We start from the raw sequence: 20,411 nt of genomic DNA on the forward strand, positions 1-20,411 counted from the left end.
TACTGGTGGGAAGAGATGGAATTCAGAAAAATATGGAGCTGGATGTTTATTTTCATCCTCATCATGAGTCTGATGAGCACAGGGCGGGTGGCGGCAGAACCGGGGGTCGGTATAGTAATTCTCGTGAGCAACAATGAAGCCGATTCTGCAGTGGCCGAGAGCCTTGCGGGTCTGCTCAATGTGAGTGTTGTTGTAACGCCGTGGGGCATATACAATCCCAACATCACCGCCGAGATTGTGGAGAGAATGCCCGATAAGGTTATAATAATCGGAGGGCCCGTGGCGGTTCCCGTTGAATACGAACAGGATCTGAACAACCTCGGCATCTCATATGAGAGATGGTACGGTGCGAACAGATATTCAACCAACATAAAGGTGATTGAGAAGGCGGAGGAGGAGTTTCCGGGCATATTCAGGGGTGTGGATGTTTTCGTCGTTAACGGGAGGGATGTTGGGGCAATTCAGGCCGTGAAAAAGGCAGGCGGAAGGGTCGTTCCGATATTCGTGGATTACGGGCTTGAGAATCAGACCGAGGTTATAGGGCGCCTGATAACGCCCGGACGCGTGGTAATAGTGAGAAGCCCCCTGCTGAGCCTTAATCTGATGCTGAATATCCAGGAAATTGTGGAGAGGAACGGTATTCATGTTTCGGAGGAGGAGGTTGAGGCCGGCAGAAACCTATCGTGGAGCACCATCTCAGGCACTGAGGCCCTGCTGAAGCTTGCCAGAACAACCCTTGACGACCTTAAGGTTCCGGGAGCAAGGAACATGCTTGAACTCGCAACGAGGGAGCTGGAAAAGGCCAAGACTGAATATGCCAGAGGAAATTATGAAGCGGCATACAGGTATTCCATCTATGCGAGAACCCATGCAAATGTGGTGATACTCCTTGCCGGAAAGGAGAGGAACAGGATACTCCACGGCCTCCCGAAGGTTGCCCTTGAGCATGACATTCTGCGTCTGGAGGTTCAGGTGAATGCCCTTTCAAGATCAGGGATTGATGTTAGCGACGTCCAGAACCTGCTGGCTCAGGCAAAGGCTGCGCTTCAGGCGGGGGATCTGGATTCCGCCCTTGAGATACTTCAGGCCGTAAAAGAAAAGCTGAGGGCTCTGTTCATAAACGAGAAAGGGAAAATCAGGCATGAGCCTGTTGGACATGGGAGGGGAAGGAGGCCGTAGAGGGATGTTTATGTTTCTGACCTCCTCCTCGCCCTGAAGGGCGAGGCTTTCGGAAGGTAAAACTTCATGCCCAGCTTTTAGACACGCCCGGCCGTAGAGCAAGGCTTTTATTTTTCCTTCCCGAGGTTCTTCTGATAACCATGAGGATTTTGATGATCGGCCACTACCCTCCTCACTGGGGAGGGATTGCAAACCACCTTGATAACCTCGTCAGAGAGCTCAGGGAGAGGCATGAGGTTCATGTCCTGACCTATGGTCCCATCGAGCCGAGGGATTTTGAGAGGGATCTGGTGCACCAGGTCTCCGTCCCGAACGTCTTTGGAATAAGGGGGACAAGCTTCTCAATTCTGGCTTCGAGAAAAATTGTGAGGCTCCACAGGAAATTCCGGTTTGATGTGCTCCATGCTCACTTTGTAGGCACCACGAGCTATGCAGGCCTTCTTGCAAAGAAGAGAACCGGTGTGCCCCTCGTTGTGACCGCCCATGGAAGCGACCTCGACTTCATGTCAAAGCTGCCTCTGGGCAGATATTTTGTGAAAAAAAGCCTGATGGAAGCTGATGCCGTCATAGCTGTTAGCCATTATCTGGCGAAAAAGGCCATCTCCCTCGGTGCTCAGAGGGTTCATGTTGTCCCCAACGGCATAAAACCCATGAACCTCTACCGTCTTGAAAGGGGGTATATAACCTTTATAGGAGCCCTGAGGAAATACAAGAACCCGGAGGTTATGATTGAGCTTGCCGGAGCCTTCCCCGGAGAGCGGTTTCTTGTTGTAGGTGATGGGCCTTTGAGGGCCGCGCTGGAAGCGGCTGCACCTCCAAACGTGACATTCCTGGGCTACAGAAGGGACATCGACAGGATACTATCCCGGACGAAGGTTCTCATACTCCCCTCAAAAAGGGAGGGATTCGGGCTTGTTGTTATCGAGGCGGGCTCCCTGGGTGTCCCTGTGCTCGGCAGCAGGGCAGGGGGCATCCCCGAGCTTGTGAGGGATGGAAAGAACGGCATGCTCTTTGAGACTTTTGATGAGCTTGTGTCATCTCTGGAGCTCCTCCTTGAGAGAAAATCTGCCCGAAAAATGGGACATCTTGGCAGGGAAATCTCGGGAGGCTACAGATGGCCGGAAATCGCACACAGAATTGAGGAAATCTACCTCAAACTGCACTCCCGCCCATGAGGTTAATAACCTTTTTAATTTAACCAGTTTAACCCGTTAAATAACCGGAACTGATTGCACGGGGTGGGAGCATGACCATTGTCATAAACATGAGGGAGCTTGATGAGAGAAAAATGAGAATAGCTGCGAGGTTTATCAGGGAGGGAAAGCTCGTCGCATTTCCCACGGAGACGGTTTACGGTCTCGGGGCTGATGCTCTGAACGAGGCTGCCGTAAGGAGAATCTTTGAAGCCAAAGGCAGACCCCCGGATAATCCGCTTATAGTCCATATAGCCGATTTTGAACAGCTCTATGGGCTTGCAGAGGAAATCCCTGAGGAAGCAAAAATCCTTGCCGAGAAATTCTGGCCCGGACCCCTCACGTTTGTGCTGCCGAAGAGGGAGGTTGTTCCCTCCGTGACGACCGGCGGTCTGGACACAGTGGCCGTGAGGATGCCGGCAGATGAAATCGCCCTCTCGCTGATCAGAATCAGCGGAAGAGCTATAGCGGCCCCATCTGCCAATATAAGCGGTAAACCCAGCCCGACCTCCGCGGGGCATGTTGTGGATGACTTTTACGGCAGGATTGAGTGCATAATCGATGGGGGGGAAACCGAGATTGGAGTTGAATCCACGGTGATTGACCTGACGTCGAGCCCCCCTGTGCTCCTGAGGCCCGGCGGATTGCCCCTTGAAGAAATTGAAAAGGTGGTTGGTAGAGTTGAGATACACCCTGCGGTCAGGGGGCATGCCGCCGACACAGCAAAGGCTCCGGGGATGAAGTACAGGCACTATGCCCCGAATGCCAGGGTTGTGGTTGTGGAGGGCAGAAGGGAAAGGGTTCGCAGAAAGATAGCTGAGCTTATAGAGGAATACCGCCGGAAGGGCTTCAGGGTCGGGGTCATGGCCACCGGAGGGTTTTATGATGCTGATGCATACGTCAACCTCGGGAAAAGCGAGGAAGAAATCGCCAAAAACCTCTTCAAAGCTCTCAGAGAACTGGACAAGGAAAATGTTGATATAATCTTTGCGGAGGGCATCGAGGAGAAGGGGCTCGGTCTGGCAGTCATGAACAGGCTTAAAAAAGCTGCGGGATACAGGACGATAATGCTTAAATAATCCTTAACTAAAGAAAGATTACTCGGGTGTTTATCAATCAAGCGCTATCTGGAATAACAAGAGGTGAGAAATTTGGCGCTCTTGGGGACAGAGCCCCCTGAAGACCTTGAACAGATAGGGTTCAGGAAGATTACAAATGGTAAAGCGGGGGAGGGATTAAAGACACTTCTTCAGGCCGCCAAGGGGTATGAGTCCCGGGGATATATGCTGGAGGCTGCCAGGATATACAGGTACATCGGAATGTTCATGCTGAACCGAACTGGCTCACTGGAAAAATCCCGGCCACCCCTTCTTAAGAGTGCGTATCTGTACATCCGCCTGATTTCCGATGAGATTGAGAAGGAAGAGGTGAATCTTGACAGGCTGGAAGATTTCTGCATGAATGTGCTTGAGATATTCTCCACCCTGGAGGATACCAGAAATCTCCATAAATATGCGAGGGAGTTTGCCCAGATGTATGAGGACCTGGGGGATGCATACTACAACGCCGAGGAGATATCCACATCAATAAGGGTGTATGAGGCCTCCCTGAGACACTACAGGGTTATAAAGGATGAGGAGGGCATAAGGTCAATATCGGAAAAGCTCGTCACGCTCTACGGCAAAATGGCCGAGGAGAGGCTTGAGAAAAATGACCACGTCGGGGCGGCCGATATATTCTTCAGGGTGGCTTTCTTCATCAAGGACCTCTTCGGTTACGACCTGCATTTCATGGAGATGATGGACACCGCGGGGAAGAACTATGAAAAGGCCAGCAAGCTCAGCTACGCCGAGGGTGACCTCGACAGAACCACCGAGCTTCTGGTAAAGGCCCAGTATGCATACCTCCTGGGAAGGAACTTCAGCAGGGCCAAGCTCCTTGGACTTAACGTAAGCAGAATGCTGTATCAGGTCGTCACGGCATATAAATCCATGGGAGAGCTTGAGGTTGCGGCCAGAAAGCTGATGGAGCTGTCAAAAGCCCTTATAGCCCTGGGCAAGTTTGAAAACGCCGTTGACGTTTATAAAAGCGTCCTTGAGATATCCACGAATCTGGAGCACAAGGTTGAGGTAAGGAAGTCAATCCTGGAGTACCTCGCAGCATCAAAAAGCGATGCAGGTATTCTCGGAGTCATTGAGAGTGTGGACTTCTACATCAGGAAAGGCAAGTATAAGGAGGCCCTGGAGCTTATTGAGGACACGTTCAGCAGACATCTCGATGATGTGGCTGGAATAAGAAAGCTCCTGTACCGGGCTGAGGGATTTGCTAAAGAATAAAGAGAATAATGGAGAAACAAGCCCAAAATCACTGTGGCCCGGGGGTCACCTGAACCCTCGGCAGGGGCACATGGTATGGAAGCCTCATCTCCTTGGCTATCGCCATCATCAGGGGCGTTATCTCATGGGTTATTGAATTGACAACCTCAGCGAACATCAGCGGATCCATCTTCTTCTCCTTCTCCCAGACATCGAGAAGCTCATCTATTTTGTCCCTCTGGGGCGGCACATAGAATATCTCACCCGTAATAAGGGCCCTTGCTATCTCCGGGCTGTAGCGTATGTTATATTCAAAGAGAATTTCTATGCCGTTTATCTTTCCGGTGGGGGTTTTCAGCTCCCCGAGGCGCATTTCCTTAATTCTCGGAGAGAGATTGACCTCGATTTTACCGCCCACAGCCCCGGAAGCTGTCTTCTCAAATTCAATTTTCGTTATGTTCATTCCAAGTATTGACATCTCCTTTCACCACCTGCCTTTTGCTAACTTAATCTTCATCCGTAGACCTTTAAACTTTTGGGCTGAATTCCCTATCATGCCGAGGGAAAAGGTTGTCCGGGTCTGGGACGAGAGGGAAGTCCTCTATCCACCAGAGAGGTGGCGCTACCTGTGGGAAAAGCGGGAGAAGGCCCTGGCAATAATGGAGAGACTGGAGCAGTTCGACCCCGGGCTCTACGGGAGCGTCGCTAGGGGAGACGTCAGAAAGGACAGCGACATAGATATCTTCATCCCCTACCGGGTGCCGAGCTATCTGATCGAGCTCGCCCTTGAGGGGCTTGTGAGCAGGAGAAAAATAGTCATGGCCACCCCCTGGCACCTCATCAAGGGCGTCATCGAGATAGATGAGGAAACAACCGTTACCTTTCCATTAATTGACCCCACCAACAGGGAGCTTGAGTTCTACAGGTGGGGAGGGATGATAGACATTTGGGGAGTGAAGACCAGGCAGCGCGTCCCTGGCGTTAACAAGAAGCTAATCCTGATAATCCCCACCGAGAGGGGGCACATCGAGAGGGAAGTCGTGGGAAGGGAAAGCGAGGTGGCAAAAATCCTCGGTGTGAGCATAGACATCGTCACCGAGCGCGTCCATGTCCTAAAGAGGAGAGATAGCATCGGGAGAACAGGAATCTACATCAACGAGGAAGTTCCCGACTGGATGAGCTTTGAGGAGGCCCTGAAAATCATCGCCGACCGCGACCCAAACGTTAGGAGGAAGGTAAGGGAGCGGGGAGGGGTTTAGCGAAGGAGCCAATCCTGGAGAGGAACGACATCAATCCGTCTCCCGTTCAGTTCAACACTCTCCTTCCCCGCAAACGTGACAACCGTAAGCCTCTCGACATCGACCCTCTTTGTGGCGTTGAGAAGTGCCTTAAGCTCGCGCTCCCGGTTAAGGGTATGAAGCTCGTAGCTGACCTGAATCAGCTCGTCTCCAGCAAGGAAACCTACCTCCCAGCCATCGCCAGGAACGTAGAACAAATCCTCCCCCGGCTCAAAGCCCCGCCTAAGAAGTTCAACCATGACGAGGTTTTCAAGCAATCTTCCTTTGTCCTTGACCCCGGTAATCCTCAGCAGGCCGTTATCAACGAGGTAGGGCTTGAAGCCGAGCAATTCCGCCTTTTTGTAAGACCTCACGTAGGGGGGAAGACGGTGCAGAATGAACGCATCGCTCAGGTATTCGAGGTAATCGGCGAGGGTTCCCTTACCTATCGAAACCCCAAGGCTCTTCATCGTCGAATACGCCTTGGTAAGTGTGAGATGGCTTGAACGGGCCAGGATTTTCAAAAGAAGCCTCAAAGCTGAGAGGTTCCTGACCTCCCAGCGCTCCACGATGTCGCGGTAGATGGTTAAATCCAGGATTCCCTTCAGAATTTCAATCCTCAGATGGGGGTTGAGCACGACCTCAGGATAGCCTCCCCATTCAAGGTACTCAAGGAGGAGTCTTCTAAGCTCTGCCTTTTTGGCGCTTGATAAGTAGCGCTTTGGAGCGAATCCCCTCGCCCTCAAAAACTCCCCGAAGGAAAAGGGAAAGACGCGAACCGCTATGGAACGTCCCCTCAGCTGGGTCGCTATCTCCTTCGAGAGGAGCTTTGAGGAAGAGCCTGAAACAAAAACCCTGTTGCCAGTGTCGAGGAGGTAGCGGACGAAGCGTTCCCAGCCATCAACGACCTGGACCTCGTCGAGGAAGAGGTGGAGTTTCTCCCCACCCATCTCCCTCAGAACTTCAAGCAAAACCATCAAATCCTCAAGGGAAGTCCCCACAAGCCTCGGATCCTCAAGGTTCACGTAGGCGATGTTCTCCTCTGGAATGCCCTCCGACCTGAGTTTCTCAATGATTTGGCGCATGAGGTATGTCTTCCCGACTCTCCTAGGTCCGATTATCGCCAGTGCCATCTGGGTGGTGGGGATTCTCACGTCGATTTCTCGTTCCACTCCATCGAAGGGCAGTGAACGGTAATCGAGAATCACCTCGGCCCAAGTTTCCCTTTCAATCATGGCCCATCGTGGACTACATACAGTACAATCCTTTATAAATCTTTGTACTCCATACAGTACAAGATTGCAGAAAATGGAAAGGGCTTAATCCTGGCAACAGCGCTCCTTCATATGTGCCGGTAAAATCTCCTTGAAGCCCGTGTACTTCCAGAGGGCCTTCGGGAGCTTTACGACGCCCTCCTCAGTCTGGAAGTTCTCAAGTATCGCGACGATTGCTCTCGAGGTTGCTATGGCCGTCGAGTTGAGCGTATGCACAAAGCGGGGCTTCTCGTGGGTCTTGTCGCGGTAGCGGATGTTCAAGCGCCTCGCCTGCCATTCGGTGCAGTTGCTCGCGCTTACGACTTCCCTGAACTTGCCCTGACCTGCCATCCAGGCCTCGATGTCGTACTTTTTAGCTGCAACGTAGCCTAGGTCGCCGGTGCAGATGTTCACGACGCGATAGGGAATCTCGAGCTCCTGGAATATCTCCTCGGCGTTGGCTATGAGCTTCTCGTGCCACTCCCAGCTCTCTTCCGGACGAGAATAGACGAACTGCTCGACCTTGTGGAACTGATGCACCCTGAAGATTCCCTTCGTGTCCTTTCCTGCCGTCCCTGCCTCCTTCCTGAAGCACGGGCTTATTCCAACGTAGAGCAGCGGTAAGTCCTTCCCTTCGATTATCTCGTTGGCGTGCATTCCAGCGAGCGGGTGCTCGGCGGTCGGGATCAGGTAGAGGTCCTCGCCCTCAACCTTGTATATAACGTCCTCGAAGTCTCCGAAGCTCGTGACACCCTCCTCCACAAAGCGCCTGACCATGTACGGCGGTATGACCGGGACGAAGCCCTTCTCGATGAGCTTGTCGAGGGCAAAGCGGAGGAGAGCAAGGTCGAGGATGACGAGCTCATTCATGAGGTAGTAAAAGCGCGCACCGCTGACCTTCGCGGCCCTCTCAAGGTCTGCTCCCCTCAAAAGCTCAAGCATATCAACGTGGAGCCTCGGTCTCCAGTCAAGAACCTCGTAGTCCATCTTTCCGAGGCTCTGCTCTTTAAAGGTCTCAAGGAAGCCCTCCCAGACCTTAGCTTTTCCCCAGAACCTTATTGGGACGTTCTCGCTGTCGTCCTTGCCAACGGGAACGGTTTCATGGGTGATATTCGGGAGACGCCAGAGGTAGTAGTCAATCCTCTTCCTCAGCTCCTCGACTTCCTCCTCAAGAGCCTCAATCTGCTTCACTATCTCGTTGCTCCTCGCCAGCAAGTCATCTATCGGCTCTCCGGCTTTCTTGCGCTTGCCGATTTCGACCGCTATCCTGTTTCTGTCGCGCCTGAGGGTGTTGATTTTCCTGAGATTCTCCCTCCACTTCCTGTCGAGCTCCAGAATCTCGTCTATCCACTTGAGCTTTTCAATTTCCCCGCGCTTTATGAGGTCGCCCTTAACGAGGTCGGGATTTTCACGGATGAGCTTTATGTCAAGCATGCTATCACCTTAGAGATAAAATGACCGCGCTGTTTAAAAATCATTTGCCCCTGTCCTGCTGCCCGAAGAGAATTACTTTGACCTCCTCGTTCTCCTCAAGTATCTCCACATTTTCCGGAACCTCTATGAAGCCGTCTGCCTCAACGAAGCTCGTCACCGCCCCGCTGCCCTTGAGTATCGGCACCGCTTTCTCTCCCTCTATTCTGACAGGAAGGAACTGTCTTCTCCCCTTAACCGAAAAGACCTTGTGGGCAAGCCTTTTATTAACCGTGGTGTGCGTGTATTCCTGACCGAGGAGCTTTCTGATGAGCGGTGCAACGAGAAGGGTGAAGTTTGTAAGGCAGCTTGTGGGATATCCTGGAAGGCCGAAGACGGGCTTTCCGGCTATGAGGCCTATTATTGTGGGCTTTCCGGGCTGGATCGCTATTCCATGGACTTTAACCTCCCCGAGCTCCTCGATGATTGAGCTCGTCAGGTCCCTTATTCCACCGCTCGCACCGCCGCTTAAAATAACCACGTCACAGCACTCGATGCCCCTCTCGATGAGCGCCTTGAGGCTCTCGCGGTCGTCCCTGGCTATGCCGAGGAAAACGGCTTCTCCTCCAAGCTCTCTAACGGCATCAGCTATTGCCCTGCCGTTGATGTCGTATATCTGCCCGTACCTCAGCTCCGTCCCGGGGAGGACTACTTCATTTCCTGTGCTTATCACAGCGACCCGGGGCTTCCTGAAGACCGGCACTTTGGCTATTCCCACAGCAGAGAGGAGTGCGGTGTCCTTGAAGGTTAGCCTCGTTCCGCGTTTGAGGAGGGTCTTTCCCCTGGGAATGTCGGTTCCGGCCTTCATGACGCCGAGACCCGGGTAGGCCGGCCTGTAGATGATGACCTCTTCCCCCTCCCTGTCCACGTCCTCGAACTGTATCACCGCATCCGCCCCCTCTGGCAGCGGTGCGCCCGTGGAGATGTAGGTGCTTTCGCCCTGCTTTAAAGTGATTTCGGGTGTGTCCCCGGCGTTTATCTCACCGATTACCCTCAGCCTGATGGGATTGCTCTCTCCTGCCATCCATGTGTCCTCACTCCTGACAGCATATCCATCCACGGTCGCCCTGTCAAAAGGGGGAACGTTTATGGGGCTTTTGATATCCTCGGCCAGCATTCTTCCGAGGGCATTCTCTATCCCTATCTTCTCAACGTTTGCCTTCAGCGGGAAGGAATCAATAACTTTTAGCGCCTCTTCGAGAGAAATAACATTCAGGAACGCCATTTCATCACCGAAAAAAGATAACGTCGGGAATATAAATGAATTGCGTAAGTGGAGATGTTTAACACAGCACCCGCGGCTACCATTCTTCCTCTTCTTCCCATTCCTCCTCTTCCCAGTCTTCTTCCTCCCATTCCTCCTCATCCTCGAACTCTTCCCACTCATCTTCAACCTTCTTCTTTGGAGGCTGCATACGAACACCCCATCCTACAGTGCATCCGTGATTTAAAATAGTTTTCGGGAAATGCTTTAATACCCCATGCTCATAGCCTCAACCATGAGGGTTGCGGTTGTAACATCAAACGCGAGGGTGTATTATATCGCCTCGAAGGTTCTAAAGGAGTACAGAATCTCCTTCTACAGCCTGAGACCGGGCGATAAAATCCCCTTTGACGTTGAGGTTGTTTTAACTGGGGAGGAGGACTATGAGAGAATCAGTTTTCCCGTCAAGGTAACCGTGCATAATGAGAACTTCATCGACGAACTGCTGGCAAAGCTTGAGGGGAGGGAGGGCTTCAGGCATATCTACATCGCCATTGACCCCGGAGAGAGACCGGGAATTAGCGTGGTTGCAGACAACCGGGTTCTGGAGGTTTACCACCTGAAGAACCCCCGGGATGTTGGGGTTATCCTTGAGCTCCTTGAAAAATATCCTCAGGCAAAGCTGAAAATCGGGCATGGGGCAAAGAGGCATCGTATATTAATGCTGAAAGCGCTGGCAAATGCTCTGGGAGAGGATTATCCTGTTATCCTGGTTGATGAGAAGAGAACCACTCCCAAGGTCGGGGGGATTGAGGTCTCCCAGGTGCAGGACATAGTGGCCTCAATCAATATAGCTTTAAGGGACGGCCGGGAGGTTAGAATTGGAGAGCTGATGGAATCGGGTGAGCCGACGAAAGGGGAGATTGAATACATAAAGAAGAGGAGCAGGGAGCTGAGCGGAAGGATAACAATTTCATCCGCCCTCGCCAGAGAGGTTGCGAGGGGTAATCTAACCCTGGAGGAAGCCATTGAAGCTCATAAAAAGAAGATTAAGGGTGATGGAAGATGATTTTTGGTAAGGAGGAGACAAAGGAGGAAATCAAGCTCAGAGTTGCTGAGGCACTGAAGAGGGACGTCGGAAGGGGGATAGCGAGGTTTGACAGGAAATATCAGAGACAGCTCGGTGTGGAGCCGGGGGATATCATCGAGCTTATCGGAGAGAAGACCACCGCGGCAATAGTCGCCAACCCCCACCCGGATGACAGGGGCCTCGACATAGTGAGGATCGACGGCTACATAAGGAGAAATGCCGGGGTGAGCATAGGGGATTATATACGGGTCAGGAAAGCGGAGGTTCATGAGGCCAAGAAGGTTACGCTCGCCCCCGCCCAGAAGGGAGTCTATATCCAGATTCCGGGGGAGATTGTGAAGAACAACCTTCTGGGCAGGCCTCTCGTCAAAGGCGACGTCGTGGTCGCCAGCGGCAGGGGAGGGAGTGAAATTTATCCGAGAGACCCCTTTGATGAACTCTTCAGAGGCCTTTTTGAGGCCATGCCCCTCGGTTTTGGGGAGCTGAAGTTCATAGTGGTGAGCACGAATCCGAAGGGGATAGTCCAGATAACCTACAACACGGAGATTGAGGTTCTGCCCCAGGCGGTTGAGGTCAGAGAGGAGAGCATACCTGAGGTTACATACGAAGATATTGGCGGCCTTAAAGAGGCAATCCAGAAGATCAGGGAGATGGTAGAGCTTCCGCTAAAGCATCCCGAGCTCTTCGAAAGGCTCGGTATTGAGCCGCCTAAGGGTGTTCTGCTCTACGGCCCGCCGGGAACTGGTAAGACCCTGCTTGCAAAGGCCGTGGCGAATGAAGCAAACGCACACTTCATAGCAATAAACGGTCCTGAGATAATGAGCAAGTTCTACGGAGAGAGTGAAGAGAGGCTGAGAGAGATATTTAAGGAAGCAGAGGAAAACGCTCCGAGCATTATCTTCATTGATGAGATTGATGCGATTGCTCCGAAGAGGGAGGAGGTTACCGGAGAGGTAGAGAAAAGGGTCGTGAGCCAGCTGCTGACACTGATGGATGGTCTCAAAAAGAGAGGGAAGGTTATAGTTATAGCCGCAACAAACAGACCGGATGCCATTGATCCGGCTTTAAGGAGGCCCGGAAGATTCGACAGGGAAATTGAGGTGGGTGTCCCTGACAAACAGGGGAGGAAGGAAATCCTCCAGATACACACGAGGGGAATGCCCCTTGAGCCGGATTTTGAGAGGCATGCAATCCTCAGGATTCTGGAGGAGCTCATGAGGGATGAGCGCTTTGAGGGAAGGAAAATCCAGGAGCTTATTGGAAAAATTGAAGGTCTCAGGGACGGGGCGGAAATCAGGGAAGTGCTGAAGGAAGAGGGCGAGCTGTACAGGGAGGTGCGCGGCAGGCTGATTGACAGAATGCTGGAGGAAATTGCAGAGAAGACCCACGGCTTTGTCGGTGCCGACCTGGCGGCACTGGCGAGAGAGGCGGCGATGGTTGTCCTCAGGCGGCTTATTGAGCAGGGGAAAATAAACCCCGAGCATGAGAGGATACCCGCTGAGGTTCTTCAGGAGCTTAAGGTTACGAAGAAGGACTTCTATGAGGCCCTCAAGATGGTTGAGCCTTCGGCGCTGAGGGAGGTCATGATTGAGGTTCCAAACGTGCACTGGGAGGACATAGGCGGCCTTGAGAGCATCAAAGAAGAACTGAGGGAGGCGGTTGAATGGCCGATAAAATATCCGAGGGCATTTGAGCGTCTTGGTATCGAGCCGCCTAAGGGTGTTCTGCTCTACGGCCCGCCGGGGACGGGTAAGACCCTGCTTGCAAAGGCCGTTGCAACTGAGAGTGAGGCCAACTTCATCGGCATCAGAGGGCCTGAAGTCCTCTCAAAATGGGTCGGGGAAAGTGAAAAACGCGTGAGGGAGATATTCAGGAAGGCGAGGCAGGCGGCTCCAACCGTGGTCTTCATTGACGAGATTGACTCAATAGCACCTGCCAGAGGTACCGACATGAACCGCGTTACCGACAGGCTCATTAACCAGCTCCTCACCGAGATGGACGGTATAGAGGAGAACAGCGGTGTCGTTGTCATAGCTGCCACAAACAGGCCGGACATCCTCGATCCCGCACTGCTGAGGCCGGGGCGGCTGGACAGGCTTATATACGTCCCCGCACCTGACGAAAGGACGAGGCTTGAGATTCTCAGGGTCCACACGAAGAGAGTTCCCCTCGCGGGGGATGTTAGCCTTGAAGACATTGCAAGGAGAACCAATGGCTACAGCGGTGCTGACCTTGCTGCACTTGTGAGAGAGGCGGCATTGAATGCAATGCGCAGAATAATGGCAAAGCTGCCTGCCGAGCTCGTCGAGGAGCAGAGCGAGGACTTCCTTGAAAAGCTGAAGGTTTCGAGGAGGGACTTTGAGGAGGCCATGAAGAAGGTAAAGCCGAGCATAACAAAATACATGCTGGATTATTACAGGAACTTTGAGGAGAGCAGGAAGGTCAAAGCCGAAAAGGAGGAGAGGATGGACTACTTCACCTTCTGACTCCCCTTTTTTGTGCTTTTAATGGGAGTAACAAACTCAATGTCTGGATATAAAATAAGTGAGCTGAAGAATTTGAACTGTAAAAAGAATAAGCCTATCAAAATCTCAGGGAAAGCTGGGGCATCCTATCTAAGTAAAACGATTAGATTATCATTTTTTTAAACTCTCTCTTCAGGAGTGCTCTCTCTTCTTTCTTTAGAGTCTTTTCATCGATTTCCACTATAACCATGGTATTGCTCATGAGGCCATAATCTTTCAGAAATGTAAGAAATCTGAAAACACTGTTAAATCCGTTCTCGAGTATCAAGTACTCAATACCATCCAAGAAAACGAGTTTCTCTCCATCTTCATGCATGAGCTGCACGATAATATGGTTTAGATACTCAAGTCTTCTAGGGTGGATAATGTTATTTCCATTAACTTTACTCAGCCATATTACTGGAGCATCACACCCCAGAGAACGCCAGTATTTCTCTTGTCTTCGACTGATGATCAGGCTTTTTCTTCCCTTAGAAATTCTGCAGATAAATTCCTCCCTTCCGACTCCTAGCAGGAATAAGCCGGGGGTTATATCAAGTTCAACTTTCTTATTAGTAGATTGTGAGAAATCTAATTTAATTTTTACCTTCCCCCTTCTTATCATGAAAAGCATCAAGAAGATCAAAACAGAGCCTACCAGCTCTCCAAATGACCCTATGATATCTAAATAACGGCTGGAAAACTTAGTATATCTGAGGATATCACTTCCAGCATCAATAAGGATAAGAAGCAGTGCTGTTAAAACTAAATATCGTTCCCAAGTGCGTTTATTTTTTATAGAAAAATAAAAAACATAAAACGTTGAAAAAAGAGCAAGAGCTAAAAATACCTCTCCTATATGTTGGATTAATTGGAGCATATCCCTCACACTTTTACCTCTATTCCTTCAATATCATGGCCTACCGACTTAACTACTGAGAATTTGAAACTTTTGTTTTCCCTTGTGACCTTAATCACAGTGGTGGCTATTTCTTCAAGTAGCGGTAGAATATAAGGGGTATTATTTTTGAGTAGATCTATGTTGATAAAATATACTGCAATTCTCCGTTCATCTCCCGTGTATGCAAGAACCGCATTTACTGTTGTCAGGATCTCCCTCTTGGATCCAGCCAAGAAAAATATTTTTTCAATGCCCAGAACAGGATTGATTATCCGCCCCCCCCCGAGAGAGAAGGGGTTCAAAGATTCGTTCGTAGTTACTCCTACGAATGGCAGCTTCATTTATTCCAATACGTTCTACAACATAACCGACGTTTAAAGTCCCACCTTCTTTAATAACCTCAGCTTCATTTAGAATGTCAGTATTAAAACCTGCCAATTTCAAATGAACTTTGTACAGATAAAGAGTATCCAAGACATCATCAATTAACACTGAGTACTTCATGTCTTTGGCCCACCTCACCAGATGATAAAGACCCAGAGCAGGATTGGTTGTGGAATCATGTTCAATCAACACTGTCTCTCCAAATCTAAGACTCTCCCAGATTCTACGGACAATATCTTCCATGGCAAATCCCCAAGACATGTTACTTTTATGTATTATTTATAATTTGCGGTTTTTCTGTTGGGGGTTTTAGGGTTCCCAAGCATCTATTTAGAGGATTCTCAATTAGTGGGAACTGAAAATTAGATGCCAAGTTCCTTCTTTTCTTCCATAATGCAGCCGTACACTGGGCTTTGCTTTCTTATACTCTATAGTTCAGCTATGAAGAGAAGAATGACAGGCATAATACTAGTGGTGCATCTTAGAAGGAGAATCTCGTCAAGAAACCCAACTTTTAGTGACCTTCGGTATAAGTCAAAAGCATTATAAACCTTACTGCAATATTTAAATTTCAGAGGACTCAAATGCCTATCTAAATGTCCGGAAAAACCCTCAGAAGGGTTGTGAAACTTAAACCGAGAGGTGAAAAAGATGGTAAAGATAAGGGCCTCAAAGCTTAGGGATGTTGAGCTTATTACGGATACGGGCGTCAGGCTCGGCTGGGTCTATGATTTGAGCTTTGATGAAGAAACAGGGGATATTCTTGTGATAGTTGCCGAGCCGGATGAGGATCTCGATACCAGCGAGTTTGTCACCGATCACGAGGGTCTTCTCCTTATTCCGATAAGCGCTGTGAAGAGCATCGGGGAGGTAATAATCATTGACTCCAGCAAGCTCGCAGTGAAATCAAAGCTCAGGAGGCTCAGGACGGTGAAGGAACTCATTGACACCGGGGAGGAAGGGGAAGCCGGGGAAGGAATGGAAAACGAGTTTTGAACGTTTTAGTATCCGTCATACAGCCTCTCCGCCAAGAACCGCGGCAGGCCTGCCTCAATTATTTTTTGCGCCGCCTTCTGCACATCATACTCCACCCTCCTGAATGTTATCTCCCCTGTCTCGGTGTCAATAAAAGCACACGCTGCCCTCCAGTCACCGTCCCTTGGCTGTCCGACGCCGCCGGGGTTGATGATTCTCCTGTCCCCGAGCTCCACCAGCATGGGTACATGGGTGTGTCCCACGATTAGGTCATCCTGTCTGACATAGCTGAGGACAGCCTTAAACTCACCCTCGGGATACCATGGAAAGAGGTATTCATCCAGCGGCGCACGCGGAGAGCCGTGGATGATTAGATAGCTCCTTCCTGTATCGTCGGTGAAGAGCTGCCTTACAGGAAGGCGTCTCAAAAACTCAAGGTTTTCTCTTTTCATGACCCTCTGATGCCACCTGACAGCCTCCCTCGCGTAGGGATTGAACCCCCACTCGGCGCCGAAGGCTATGGCGTTGTCGTGGTTTCCGCGCACGCACAGGAAAAGCCGTTTTTTCATCCGGGCCCTTACGAACTCAACCACCTCATCGGGAGAAGCTCCGTATCCGACCAGGTCTCCCATGCATAGGATTGCATCGGCACGCTTCACTTCCCTCCAGACAGCCTCAAGTGCCTCAAGGTTCGAGTGTATGTCCGATATGAGGGCGATTAACATGATGCATCCCTTAAGAAGTTGAAGTCCGGAAGGTTAAAAGACTGTTCCCGGCCCTGCAGGGTGAGGCTTTCGAGAGAAAATTGAGGAGATGATAAAAAAGGAGATCATTCCTTCCTCTGCCTGTTCTTCCATCTGCTCCATCTGTAGAGTGCCGCAAGCGATTTTATGGCTCTCTCTGGCTCGGGATATGCGGGAATCCCCTCCTCGTTGAGCCTGTCTATTGCCTCCTTGGCCTCTATTCCACCGACGATTGCAACAACGAGCGGCTTTTTCCTTCCGCTTTCATTATACTCCCTTATAACGAGGTCTGCCAGATCCCTCGGGTCGAGAACCGCGGTCTGACAGTAGAGGACCGCTATGGCGTGCATGTTTGGATTTGAGAGGGCATCCCTAACGGCACCCTCGTAGGATCTGGCATCCGCCATACCCGTCAGGTCCACGGGGTTCTTGTAGCTTCCGAATGGGGGCATGTGGTTTGCAAAGACCTTCAGATCATCAAGGTTGTCGTAGAGGTGGAGTCCCTCCTCCTCGGCTGCGTCGGTTGCCATAACGCCTATTCCACCGCCGTTGGTGAGGATGACGACGTTCTCCCCAGCAGGCTCCGGAAGGTTGCTGAGCGTTCTGGCCCAGTCGAAGGCTTCACCCACTGTTAAGGCCCTTAAAACGCCGCTCTGTTTAAATGCTGCCTCGTAAATCTTGTCAGCTCCTGCCAGCGAACCCGTGTGCGATGCGGCAGCCTTGGCGCCGCGCTCGCTCCTTCCGGCCTTTATGATGATAATCGGCTTTTTCATTGAGACCCTCTTCGCGGTTTCCATGAACCTCCTGCCGTCCTTGACGCCCTCCATGTAGATCAAAATGGCGCCTGTGTTTTCATCGTTCTCGAAGTATTCAAGCATGTCTGCATCATCGAGATCGCTCTTGTTTCCAATGCTCACGATGGCAGAGAGGCCAACCTTTTCGAGGATTGTCCATCCCATGAGGGCTATTCCGAGGGCACCGCTCTGGGACACCAGGGCGAGCTTTCCTGGAAGCACGTCGGTCGGGCCGAATGTTGCGTTCAGCTTTGTTGGGGTGTAGACGACACCGAAGATGTTCGGACCGAGGATCCTCATGCCGTATTTGTGGGCGGTTTCGACGAGGGCTTCCTCCACCTTCTTGCCCTCTTCTCCCAGCTCACCGAAGCCCGAGCTTATTATCGGGAGGGCTTTGACTCCTTTCTTCCCGCACTCCTCAACCACCTGGGGGACAAACTTTGCCGGGACAACAATAACAGCCATATCGACTTCATCGGGGACATCGAGAATGCTTTTGTAGACCTTGAACTTCCTTCCGCTTATCTCTATCTCGCCGCCCTTAATGTTGACGGCGTATATTTTCCCTTCGTAGCCGTACTCGATGATATTCTTCATAATGGAGTATCCTATCTTTCCGGGCTTTCCAGAAGCACCTATGACTGCCACGCTCTTGGGTTTAAAAAGTGCCTCCACGCTGTCCATATTCGCCACCTCGATAAACTTTACACAGATAACTCGGGAAAAAGGGTTATAACTTTTCTCTTCTTAATTTGACGAGCTCTCTATCGGCATATGTTAAATGAACCAAAGGAGTTTAACCTTGGGATAACGTGGTGTGAGAGCTTAGGAAAATGTTATATTCTCCACAGGCATAATCCAGATAGGAGGGTGGTACGATGGGGGTTCAGATCGGTGAGCTCATCCCGAAAAGGGAGATTGAGTTTGAAAATCTCTACGGGAAAAAGGTAGCCATAGATGCGTTCAATGCCATCTATCAGTTTCTGTCGACCATACGGCAGAGGGATGGAACACCCCTTATGGACTCACGGGGCAGGATAACCTCACATCTGTCCGGGCTTTTCTACAGGACAATAAACCTGATGGAAGCGGGAATAAAGCCTGCATATGTCTTTGACGGAGAGCCGCCGGAGTTCAAAAAGAAGGAGCTTGAAAAGAGGAGGGAAGCAAGGGAAGAAGCAGAGGAAAAGTGGGAAGCGGCTCTGGCGAGAGGTGATCTTGAGGAGGCAAAGAAATACGCCCAGAGGGCCAGCAGGGTGAATGAACAGCTCATCAGCGATGCCAAACAGCTCCTCGGCCTGATGGGAATTCCCGTTGTCCAGGCGCCGAGCGAGGGAGAGGCCCAAGCAGCCCACATGGCGGCGAAGAAGAAGACCTACGCCTCTGCATCTCAGGATTACGATTCCCTCCTCTTCGGGGCCCCCCGTCTGGTCAGGAACCTCACGATAACAGGGAGGAGGAAGCTTCCCGGGAGGGATGTTTATGTTGAGGTGCGCCCGGAGCTCATAACTCTGGAGGAAGTCCTAAAAAGGCTCGGTATAGACAGGGAGAAGCTCGTTGAGATGGCCATTCTCGTCGGGACGGACTACAACCCGGGGGGAATAAAGGGGATAGGGCCCAAGAAGGCGCTTGAGATTGTGAGGCACTCAAAGGATCCTCTGAGGAAGTACCAGAAGGGCAGCGAGGTAGATCTTTATGCCATCAAGGACTTCTTCCTGAATCCGCCGGTAACTGATGATTTCAGGCTTGAATGGAAGATGCCCGATGAGGAGGGAATACTGAGGTTCCTCTGCGATGAGCACGACTTCAGCGAGTCGAGGGTTCAGAACGGTCTTGAGAGACTTAAAAAGGCGATAAAAGCAGGAAAGCAGGCGACCCTTGAGAGCTGGTTCATGAAAAAATAATCACATCGGTATCTTCAGCTTGAGTTTGTCCACGAGTTCCTTGTACCTGTTCCTCACGGTGACCTCGGTTACCCTTGCAACCTCAGCAACTTCCCTCTGGGTTCTCTTTTCCCCCTCAAGCAGGCCGGCTATGTAGAGAGCCGCAGCCACCAGTCCTGCGGGGCTTTTCCCACTCGTTAGCCCCTTGTTATAGGCTTCATCCAGAAGCTCAACGGCCTTTCTCCTGACCTTCTCGCTTAACCCGAGTTCGTCGGCGAATTTGTTCACGTAATCAGTTGGCTTGACAAAGAGCTTCTTCGGTGTCAGATTGAGGTTTCTCGCAATGAATCTAAAACTCCGCCCGATTTCCTTCTTGTCAACCCTGGAGATTTCGGTTATCTCATCCAGAGTCCTCGGGATTTTGAGCAGTCTGCAGGCGGCATAAACGCAGGCCGCTATGACGCTCTCGATTGAACGCCCCCTGATCAGGCCCTTCCTCACGGCCTCTCTGTAAAGCCTCGCCGCCTCCTCCTCCACATGCTTTGGAAGCTTGAGCTGTGAAGCAATCCTGTCAAGCTCGCTCAGGGCAAAGGCCAGATTACGCTCGGCGGCATCGCTGACCCTCAAACGGCTCTGCCACTTCCTCAGACGGTACATCTTCTCCCTCATCAACCCGGTAAGGTTCCTGTCAATTCCAATATCCGTGGAAAGACCCTTATCATGCAGCAGAATGCTCTCGGGAGCACCGGTTCTTGAACGCTTCTCTCTCTGAGAAGCATCAAAAGCACGCCACTCAGGGCCGGTGTCTATTACATTCTCCTCAATAACGAAGCCGCATTTGGTACAGATGATTTCACCCCTTCCGGGGTCGTAAATGAACTCGGTTGAGCCGCAGACAGGGCAAACCCTACGCTTATCCACTTCCTCACCCCCGCATGCGGATACCTTTAAAAATTTTATGGTATATAAAGGTTAAGGTTGGGCATATCGGAGAATCCACTTTATATCTTCTTTTTTAAACGTGATTCTCTCAAGAACTTTAACATCAAACCCATCGTCCTCGACAATATTTGCATAAATCCAGAGAAAAACAGGGTCATCATCGGTTCCTATAATCCTGTTCTTGTACAGCACATCAACTGTCCCGTCTTTGTTTTTCTTCACGGAGAGGGGCTTCCATGTTTCCCTGCTGACCTCTCCCTTCTCACTGAGAATCCGGAGTACCTCCATAACATCCATGCCTCTC

20 protein-coding genes are annotated in these 20,411 nt (G+C 51.1%); 9 read left to right on the forward strand and 11 right to left on the reverse strand.

Features of this window, described 5'->3' with window-relative positions; all coding sequences use genetic code 11:
• Positions 1-15: 15 nt before the first annotated feature.
• From ACYQ27_RS03480 to ACYQ27_RS03495, 4 genes are all read left to right on the forward strand, one after another.
• Positions 16-1,179 (forward strand): cell wall-binding repeat-containing protein, encoded by a 1,164-nt coding sequence (locus tag ACYQ27_RS03480; RefSeq protein ID WP_460040996.1) that lies wholly within the window; start codon positions 16-18, stop codon positions 1,177-1,179.
• Positions 1,180-1,319: 140 nt separating this feature from the next.
• Complete coding sequence (locus tag ACYQ27_RS03485; protein ID WP_460040997.1) at positions 1,320-2,354, forward strand: glycosyltransferase family 4 protein; 1,035 nt, start codon at positions 1,320-1,322, stop codon at positions 2,352-2,354.
• Positions 2,355-2,425: 71 nt separating this feature from the next.
• Positions 2,426-3,451 (forward strand): L-threonylcarbamoyladenylate synthase, encoded by a 1,026-nt coding sequence (locus ACYQ27_RS03490; RefSeq protein ID WP_456393923.1) that lies wholly within the window; start codon positions 2,426-2,428, stop codon positions 3,449-3,451.
• A 72-nt stretch (positions 3,452-3,523) separates the two neighbouring features.
• Positions 3,524-4,708 (forward strand): hypothetical protein, encoded by a 1,185-nt coding sequence (locus tag ACYQ27_RS03495; protein WP_456451962.1) that lies wholly within the window; start codon positions 3,524-3,526, stop codon positions 4,706-4,708.
• A gap of 28 nt (positions 4,709-4,736) precedes the next feature.
• Here the strand turns inward: ACYQ27_RS03495 and ACYQ27_RS03500 are convergent, their stop codons facing one another.
• A complete protein-coding gene (locus tag ACYQ27_RS03500) occupies positions 4,737-5,165 on the reverse strand; it encodes a hypothetical protein (RefSeq protein ID WP_456393919.1) in 429 nt (142 codons plus the stop codon).
• A gap of 76 nt (positions 5,166-5,241) precedes the next feature.
• Here ACYQ27_RS03500 and ACYQ27_RS03505 point away from each other — a divergent pair, with 76 nt between their 5' ends.
• Positions 5,242-5,946, forward strand: coding sequence for a nucleotidyltransferase domain-containing protein (locus ACYQ27_RS03505; RefSeq protein ID WP_460040998.1), 705 nt, complete (start codon positions 5,242-5,244; stop codon positions 5,944-5,946).
• Here ACYQ27_RS03505 and ACYQ27_RS03510 read toward each other — a convergent pair.
• The 3 genes from ACYQ27_RS03510 to ACYQ27_RS03520 form a co-directional block, all read right to left on the reverse strand.
• Complete coding sequence (locus tag ACYQ27_RS03510; protein ID WP_460040999.1) at positions 5,943-7,199, reverse strand: ATP-binding protein; 1,257 nt, start codon at positions 7,197-7,199, stop codon at positions 5,943-5,945. The two genes, ACYQ27_RS03505 and ACYQ27_RS03510, sit on opposite strands and share 4 nt — an antisense overlap.
• 84 nt (positions 7,200-7,283) lie before the next feature.
• Positions 7,284-8,651, reverse strand: coding sequence for a serine--tRNA ligase (serS, locus tag ACYQ27_RS03515; RefSeq protein WP_460041000.1), 1,368 nt, complete (start codon positions 8,649-8,651; stop codon positions 7,284-7,286).
• 40 nt (positions 8,652-8,691) lie between these two features.
• On the reverse strand, positions 8,692-9,912 hold the full coding sequence (locus tag ACYQ27_RS03520; RefSeq protein WP_460041001.1) for a molybdenum cofactor synthesis domain-containing protein: 1,221 nt from the start codon (positions 9,910-9,912) through the stop codon (positions 8,692-8,694).
• Between the two features lie 274 nt (positions 9,913-10,186).
• Between ACYQ27_RS03520 and ACYQ27_RS03525 the strand changes: the two genes are divergently transcribed.
• Positions 10,187-10,960, forward strand: coding sequence for a hypothetical protein (locus ACYQ27_RS03525; protein WP_456396543.1), 774 nt, complete (start codon positions 10,187-10,189; stop codon positions 10,958-10,960).
• Positions 10,957-13,467, forward strand: a complete 2,511-nt coding sequence (locus tag ACYQ27_RS03530) for a CDC48 family AAA ATPase (RefSeq protein WP_460041002.1) — start codon at positions 10,957-10,959, stop codon at positions 13,465-13,467. The genes ACYQ27_RS03525 and ACYQ27_RS03530 overlap by 4 nt, the downstream gene beginning before the upstream one ends.
• Before the next feature lie 142 nt (positions 13,468-13,609).
• Here the strand turns inward: ACYQ27_RS03530 and ACYQ27_RS03535 are convergent, their stop codons facing one another.
• From ACYQ27_RS03535 to ACYQ27_RS03545, 3 genes are read right to left on the reverse strand one after another with little or no spacing between them, the layout of a single operon-like run.
• Positions 13,610-14,365, reverse strand: a complete 756-nt coding sequence (locus ACYQ27_RS03535) for a DUF835 domain-containing protein (protein WP_456452916.1) — start codon at positions 14,363-14,365, stop codon at positions 13,610-13,612.
• A gap of 5 nt (positions 14,366-14,370) precedes the next feature.
• Positions 14,371-14,619, reverse strand: coding sequence for a DUF257 family protein (locus tag ACYQ27_RS03540; protein WP_460041003.1), 249 nt, complete (start codon positions 14,617-14,619; stop codon positions 14,371-14,373).
• A 13-nt stretch (positions 14,620-14,632) separates the two neighbouring features.
• Positions 14,633-15,013 carry a DUF257 family protein gene (locus tag ACYQ27_RS03545; protein ID WP_456452906.1) on the reverse strand — a complete coding sequence of 127 codons (381 nt, stop codon included), beginning with the start codon at positions 15,011-15,013 and terminating at the stop codon, positions 14,633-14,635.
• A 408-nt stretch (positions 15,014-15,421) separates the two neighbouring features.
• On the opposite strand from ACYQ27_RS03545, the gene ACYQ27_RS03550 reads away from it, so the two are divergent.
• Positions 15,422-15,766, forward strand: a complete 345-nt coding sequence (locus ACYQ27_RS03550; RefSeq protein ID WP_456452904.1) for a PRC-barrel domain-containing protein — start codon at positions 15,422-15,424, stop codon at positions 15,764-15,766.
• Between the two features lie 5 nt (positions 15,767-15,771).
• Here the strand turns inward: ACYQ27_RS03550 and ACYQ27_RS03555 are convergent, their stop codons facing one another.
• Both ACYQ27_RS03555 and acs read right to left on the reverse strand, forming a co-directional pair.
• A complete protein-coding gene (locus ACYQ27_RS03555; protein ID WP_456396535.1) occupies positions 15,772-16,470 on the reverse strand; it encodes a metallophosphoesterase family protein in 699 nt (232 codons plus the stop codon).
• 104 nt (positions 16,471-16,574) lie between these two features.
• Entirely contained in the window at positions 16,575-17,966 is a 1,392-nt protein-coding gene (acs, locus tag ACYQ27_RS03560; protein WP_460041004.1) for an acetate--CoA ligase alpha subunit, read from the reverse strand.
• Between the two features lie 194 nt (positions 17,967-18,160).
• On the opposite strand from acs, the gene fen reads away from it, so the two are divergent.
• A complete protein-coding gene (fen, locus tag ACYQ27_RS03565; protein ID WP_456452900.1) occupies positions 18,161-19,186 on the forward strand; it encodes a flap endonuclease-1 in 1,026 nt (341 codons plus the stop codon).
• Here the strand turns inward: fen and ACYQ27_RS03570 are convergent, their stop codons facing one another.
• Together ACYQ27_RS03570 and ACYQ27_RS03575 are read right to left on the reverse strand one after the other, a co-directional pair.
• Positions 19,187-20,086 (reverse strand): transcription initiation factor IIB, encoded by a 900-nt coding sequence (locus ACYQ27_RS03570; protein WP_456452898.1) that lies wholly within the window; start codon positions 20,084-20,086, stop codon positions 19,187-19,189.
• A gap of 51 nt (positions 20,087-20,137) precedes the next feature.
• On the reverse strand, positions 20,138-20,404 hold the full coding sequence (locus ACYQ27_RS03575) for a hypothetical protein (protein ID WP_456396531.1): 267 nt from the start codon (positions 20,402-20,404) through the stop codon (positions 20,138-20,140).
• Positions 20,405-20,411 lie beyond the last annotated feature (7 nt).

The organism is Thermococcus atlanticus (assembly GCF_054657855.1).